The 6,616-nt window shown below is 73.1% G+C and carries 5 protein-coding genes; all 5 read right to left on the bottom strand.

Annotation, left to right across the window (positions count from 1 at the left end):
• Positions 1 to 112: 112 nt before the first annotated feature.
• Positions 113 to 856: a DUF3159 domain-containing protein gene (locus AB0K92_RS13245; protein ID WP_365922256.1), complete on the bottom strand. Its 744-nt coding sequence runs from the start codon at positions 854 to 856 to the stop codon at positions 113 to 115.
• Positions 857 to 859: 3 nt separating this feature from the next.
• Entirely contained in the window at positions 860 to 1,258 is a 399-nt protein-coding gene (locus tag AB0K92_RS13240; RefSeq protein WP_086741644.1) for an OB-fold nucleic acid binding domain-containing protein, read from the bottom strand.
• A 44-nt stretch (positions 1,259 to 1,302) separates the two neighbouring features.
• Entirely contained in the window at positions 1,303 to 2,019 is a 717-nt protein-coding gene (locus tag AB0K92_RS13235; protein ID WP_365922254.1) for a response regulator, read from the bottom strand.
• Positions 2,013 to 4,553: a sensor histidine kinase KdpD gene (locus AB0K92_RS13230; protein ID WP_365922252.1), complete on the bottom strand. Its 2,541-nt coding sequence runs from the start codon at positions 4,551 to 4,553 to the stop codon at positions 2,013 to 2,015. Before AB0K92_RS13230 ends, AB0K92_RS13235 begins: the two co-directional genes overlap by 7 nt.
• A gap of 1,300 nt (positions 4,554 to 5,853) precedes the next feature.
• Positions 5,854 to 6,615, bottom strand: a complete 762-nt coding sequence (locus tag AB0K92_RS13225) for a DUF3710 domain-containing protein (protein ID WP_166002726.1) — start codon at positions 6,613 to 6,615, stop codon at positions 5,854 to 5,856.
• Between the last annotated feature and the right edge of the window lies 1 nt (position 6,616).

The following is a 6,616-nucleotide window of genomic DNA, read 5'->3' as shown; positions in this document are numbered from 1 at the left end:
CGGGGCTGTGGGCCCATGTGTTTCGGGGTGGGGGGGGGCCGGTACAGCGCGGGCCCCCCCTCTCGCCGTGACGTGCCGGCCTGCGGCGTACGTCCTTGCCGGCGCCGCGTGCCTACTGCTCCCCCGACGCCGGCCTCTGGGCCGCCTCCCGCTTCCGCTCCTTGGCGGCGGCCTCCTCGGCCTCCATCTCGGCGAAGACGTCGATGGGCGGCGGGGCCTTCGCGAGGAAGACCCAGGTCAGCCAGACGGCCAGCAGGAACGGCGGGATCTTCAGCGCGACCAGCACCCAGCCGAGCTGGGTGACGTCGGCCCACCAGTACAGCGGGAACAGGATCGCGCACTTGGCGAGCAGGATCAGGCCCCACGCCCAGCTGGCCTTGGTGTACGCCTTCTTGCGCCCGGGGTTGCGGGTGCGCCAGGAGAGGTTCTCCTTGAACACCGGCCCGAGGATCAGACCGATCAGCGGCACCCCGGCGATCGCCGTGATGATGTACGCCAGCGCGAGGCCCAGCGTGTAGAGCATGCCGGGCAGGTAGAAGTCCCTGGCCTTGCCGGTCATCATCGCGAAGACGACACCGAAGGCCACGCCGAAGACACCGCTGAAGGCGTGCTTCAGGGTGTCCCGCATGACGAGGCGCACCGCGACCAGCAGCAGGGCCACCCCCAGCGCGGCGATCGCCGACAGGTGGAGGTCCTTGTTGATGGTGTAGATCGTGACGAAGAGCAGTCCCGGGAGCACCGTCTCGACCGTGCCGCGCACACCGCCGAACGCCTCGAAGAGCGCGGCCTCCGTCACCGCCTTCGCATCCTGGGGGGCGTCTGGGGCGTTCTGGGTCGGCTTGTCGAGCGACGTCACCGGCTACTCCCGTCCGAGGGGTCTCAGTTCGTACTTCGGGTTGAACAGCACCCGCCGGCCCCGGCTCATCGAGACCCGGCCCGACGCGATCAGTTTGCGCCCCGGTTCTATGCCCGTGATGGACCGCCTGCCCAGCCACACCACGTCCAGCGCGGCGGAGCCGTCGAACAGTTCGGCCTCCAGGGCCGGGACTCCCGCGCGCGGGCGCAGGGTGACCGTGCGCAAGGTACCAGTAACGGTGACGATCTGCCGGTCGTGGCAGTCGCCGATCCGGGTGCAGCCGGCGGTGGCGGCGTCCTCTCGCAGCTCCTCGGACTCCAGGTCCTCCTGCGACGAGGAGAGCCGGTCGAGCATGCGCCGGAACCGGCCCACCGGCTTTTCGGAACGAGGAACAGCACTCATGCTTGAAGCGTACCGGGGCCCACCGACACGGTCGTAGCCCCTGCTCACTTCTCGAACCGGTATCCCATTCCGGGCTCGGTCACAAAGTGCTTCGGGTGGGACGGGTCCGCCTCCAGCTTCCGCCGCAGCTGCGCCATGTACACGCGCAGATAGTTGGTCTCCGTCCCGTAGGACGGCCCCCACACCTCCTGCAGCAGCTGCTTCTGGCCGACCAGCCGCCCGCCGTTGCGCACCAGCACCTCCAGCAGGTGCCATTCGGTGGGGGTGAGCCGTACGTCCCTGCCGTCGCGGCGGACCTTCTTGGCGGCCAGGTCGACGGTGAAGGTCCCGGTCTCCACGATGACGTCGCCGTCACCGCCGACGGGCTCCGCGCGGCGGACGGCGGCCCGCAGCCGGGCCAGCAGCTCGTCCATGCCGAACGGCTTGGTGACGTAGTCGTCGGCGCCCGCGTCCAGGGCCTCCACCTTCTCGTCGGAGGAGTGCCGCGCGGAGAGCACGATGACCGGCACCCGGGTCCAGCCGCGCAGCCCCCTGATCACCTCGACGCCGTCCATGTCGGGCAGTCCCAGGTCCAGCAGGACGACGTCCGGATGGCGGGCGGCGGCGAGTTCCAGGGCGGTGGCGCCGTCGTGCGCCGCGTCGACCTCGTACTTGCGCGCCCTGAGGTTGATCACCAGCGCGCGCACGATCTGCGGTTCGTCGTCGACCACGAGCACGCGCGTGGGCGTCGTAGGGGGTGCCGCCCCTGCTGGGCTCACCATGAGACCTGCCTTTCCGGTTCTGCGGGGGAATCCGCGCGGGCGCCCGCCGCGCGCAGGCCGAGCACCATGGTGAGGCCGCCGCCGGGGGTGTCCTCGGCGTGCAGCGTGCCGCCCATGGCCTCGGCGAAGCCGCGGGCGACCGCGAGACCGAGGCCGACCCCGGCCCCGCGCGGGGCGTCGCCGTGGCGCTGGAACGGGGCGAAGATGCGCTCCTTGGCCTCGTCGGGCACGCCGGGCCCGCGGTCGACGATGCGCAGTTCGACGCGGTCGGCGAGGGCGCTCGCCGAGACCAGCACGGGTGTCCCCGCGGGGCTGTACTTCACGGCGTTCTCGACCAGGTTGGCCACCGACCGCTCCAGCAGCCCGGCGTCCACGGCGACGATCGGCAGCGTCTCCGGGATGTCCAGGTCCACGCTGCCCTCGGGGACCCCGCCCAGCGCCATCGGGACCACCTCGTCGAGGTCGGTCTCGCGGATGATCGGGGTGACCGTGCCGGTCTGGAGGCGGGACATGTCCAGCAGGTTGCCGACCAGGTGGTCGAGCCGGTCCGCGCCGTCCTCGATGCCCTCCAGCAGCTCCGCGCGGTCCTCGTCGGACCACTCGACGTCCTCGGACCGGAGCGAGGACACGGCCGCCTTGATGCCGGCGAGCGGGGTGCGCAGATCGTGGCTGACGGCGGCGAGCAGGGCGGTGCGGATGCGGTTGCCCTCAGCGAGCGCACGGGCCTGGCCGGCCTCCTCGCGCAGACGCCGGCGGTCCAGGACGACGGCGGCCTGCGCGGCGAACGCGGCCAGCACCCGGCGGTCCTCGGCGGGCAGCACCCGGCCGGTCAGTGCCAGCGCCATGTGGTCGCCGACCGGCATGTCCACATCGGCGTCCTCGGGCCGGTCGACGGGGCCGCCGGTGCCGACCCGGCCGACGCACGTCCACGGGTCGACGTCACTCTGGCGTTCGAGGAGGGCGGCCGCTTCCATGCCGAAGGTCTCCCGCACCCGTTCCAGCAGCGCCTCCAGGCTGGTCTCGCCGCGCAGCACGTTGCCCGCGAGGAAGGACAGGATCTCGGACTCGGCGCGCAGCCGGGCCGCCTGGTGGGTGCGGCGGGCCGCTAGGTCCACCACGGACGCCACCGACACCGCGACCCCCACGAAGATCACCAGGGCGACGATGTTCTTCGGGTCCGCGATGGTCAGCCGGTGCAGCGGGGGTGCGTAGAAGTAGTTCAGCAGGAAGGAGCCGAAGGCCGCCGAGGCGAGCGCCGGGTACAGCCCGCCGAGGAGGGCCGCCGCCACGGTCGCGGCGAGGAACAGCAGCATGTCGTTGGCGAGGCCGAGCTGGAAGCCGCTGAGCAGCAGGGCGAGCAGCGCGGGGCCGAGCAGCCCGACCAGCCAGCCCCAGACGATGCGGGCCCGCCCGAGCCGCGCCCCGCGCGGCACCGGCAGCCCGCGTCCCTTCGCGACCTCCTCGTGGGTGACGATGTGCACGTCGAGGTCGGGTCCGGAGTCCCGGGCGACCGTCGCGCCGACGCCGGGTCCGAGGACGTACTGCCAGCGTTTGCGGCGCGAGGATCCCAGCACGATCTGGGTGGCGTTCACGCCGCGCGCGAAGTCGAGCAGCGCCGCCGGTATGTCGTCGCCGACCACGTGGTGGAACGTTCCGCCGAGGTCCTCGACCAGGGTGCGCTGCAGCGCCAGCTCCTTCGGCGAGGCCGAGGTGAGCCCGTCGCTGCGCGCTATGTAGACGGCCAGCACCTCTCCGCCGGCGCCCTTCTCCGCGAGCCGGGCCGCCCGCCGGATCAGCGTCCGCCCCTCCGGGCCACCGGTCAGCCCGACGACGATCCGCTCCCGCGAGCCCCAGATCGCCGACACCCGGTGCTCGCTGCGGTACCGCTGCAGATGCTCGTCCACCCGGTCCGCGACCCACAGCAGCGCCAGCTCGCGCAGGGCGGTGAGGTTGCCGGGGCGGAAGTAGTTCGACAGGGCCGCGTCGACCTTGTCCGGCTGGTAGATGTTCCCGTGCGCCATCCGCCGGCGCAGCGCCTCGGGCGACATGTCGACCAGCTCGATCTGGTCGGCCCTGCGCACCACCTCGTCGGGCACGGTCTCGCGCTGCCGTACGCCGGTGATCGACTCGACGACGTCGCCCAGTGACTCCAGGTGCTGGATGTTGACGGTGGAGATCACGTCGATCCCCGCCGCCAGCAGTTCCTCGACGTCCTGCCACCGCTTGGCGTTGCGCGAGCCGGGCACGTTGGTGTGCGCCAGCTCGTCCACCAGGGCCACCCGCGGGCGGCGGGCCAGCACCGCGTCCACGTCCATCTCGGTGAAGACCGCGCCGCGGTGCTCCAGCGAGCGGCGCGGGACCTGCTCCAGGCCGTGCAGCAGGGCCTCGGTGCGCGGCCGTCCGTGATGCTCGACGACGGCCACCACGCAGTCCGTGCCCCGCTCCACCCGGCGGTGCGCCTCGGCCAGCATCGCGTACGTCTTCCCGACGCCCGGTGCCGCACCGAGATGAATCCGCAGCCTGCCGCGTGCCATGGCCTCATTGTCTTCCGGTCACTTACGCCTACGCAGCGTCGACCTTACGGCCAACAATCCCGCCGAAGCGGCCGGGGTACGACCATCAGCCGGCTCTTTGACACAACCCTGACGCGGGGGACACGGCGCTGGCTTGGCGGGGGCGGGTGGCGGGGGGCACGGCGGGAACCACCGGCGGGCACGGCGGGGGCCTCTGGCAGGCACGACGGGGACCACCGGGCATGGCGAAGACCGCTCCTGCGCACGGCGGGCCGCTCCAGGGCACGGCGGGGGCCGCTCCATGCATGGCGGGGGCAGTCGACGGACACCGACGAAGGGCGCCCCCGGCACGGCGGAAGCCGCCCGCAGGAGTGATGAATGCTGCTGCGGGCACGGCGAAAGCGGTTCCCGTACGACTGAAGCCCCCCAGGCACAGCGGAAGTCGCCGGCGGAACATGGCGAAGACCATCGCCGCGTGGCGAAGACCGACCCCGGCACGACGGAGACCGTCCGAGGGCACGACGAACGGCGCTCCGGCACCACAGAAGCCACCCGCAGTCCGGCGAAGGCCGCTCCGGGACGGTGAAGACCACCCAGGGCGCGCCGGAGACCGACCCGGGGCATGGCGACGGGGGCCGTCAGCATTGCGCAAGCCGCCCGCAGGCGTGCAAAGGCAGCTCCCGGGCACGGCGACAACCGGTCTCCGCACGGCGAAGGCCACACCCTCACGTGGCGGAGTCGGCGCTCCGGCACGGCGGAGGAAACCCGCAGCCGCGGCGAAGAGCGCACCCCAAGCTCGGCAGAAGCCCAGACCCGCACGACGGAAGCCACCCGCCTGCACGACTGCCGCCCCTGGGCAAGGCGAGAGCCACACCTACGCAAGGCGAAGACCCCACCCGGCACGGCGGAGGCCGCATCCAGCGCCATGGAAGCCGTCCGCAGGCGTGGCGAAGGGCGCCCTCCGGCACGGGGGAAGCCGTCGGCCCGCACGGCGGAAGCTGCCCACCTGCACGCCGTCCCCCGACACGACGGAAAATGCCCCCGCGCACCGCGCAGCCCGCCCCCCGGGTACGGCGGAAGCCGCCTGACGGTACGGGGAAGCCGCCCCCACCGGCGGGAGCCACCCGCCCTCGGCACGGCGGAAACCGCCCCCACCCACGGCGGGAGCCACCCGGCGCGCCGCGAAGGCCGCCCCACCCACGGCGGGAGCCACCCGGCGCGCCGCGAAGGCCGCCCCCGCCCACGGCGGAGGCCACCCCCGCACGGCGAAGGGCCGCATCCCTGTGGGATGCGGCCCTCGACTCGTGTGCGTGCCTGTGTGTCAGCGGACCTCGGTGATTTCCGGGCCGCGCTGGAGCTGGCCCATGCCGCCGGAGAAGCGGGAGCCGGCCTGTTCGTCCTGCTGGACGCCCTCGGGGACCATCTGCGCGTCGTTGGGCAGCTTGAGGACGATCGGGTCGCGGGGAGCCATCGGGCCCTCGCCGCGCACCACGACCGTGTCCCGGAAGATCTGCTCCAGCAGCCCGGCGGCCTGCGGCTGCACCGCGCCCTGCCCGGAGATCACGCCGCGCAGGAACCAGCGGGGACCGTCCACGCCGACGAACCGCACCACCTGGTAGCCGCCGGTGCCGTCCGGCAGCTGCACCGGCACCTGGGCGCGCAGCTCCCAGCCCAGCGGACCCTCGACCTCGTCGACGATGCCGCCCTGCTGGGTGATGCCGGCCGCGATCTCCTCGCGGACCTCGCCCCAGATGCCCTCACGCTTGGGGGCCGCGAAGGCCTGCAGCTGGATGGCGCTGTCCCGCAGTACGACGGTCGCCGCGACGATCGCGTCGCCCGCGACCTCGACCCGCAGCTCCATGCCGTCGACGCCCGGCACGAACAGTCCGCCCAGGTCCACCCGGCCCTCGGCCGGGTCGCGGACCTCACTGCTGTCCCACGGGCCGTCGGGCCGGGGTCCCGGCTCCAGCCGCACCCGCTCCCGCGTGCCCTCGTCCGCCTCAGTGTCGACGCTGTCGACGACCTGCTCGGCCTCGCCGGCCGCGTCCTCGGCGGCACCCTTCTTCTTGCGACGTCCGAACACG

Origin of the sequence: Streptomyces sp. NPDC052687 (genome assembly GCF_040678395.1) — a bacterium.
Classification (GTDB): Bacteria; Actinomycetota; Actinomycetes; order Streptomycetales; family Streptomycetaceae; genus Streptomyces.
Note: the sequence above shows the minus strand (reverse complement) of the source record. Positions and strands in the feature narration are given on the sequence as shown.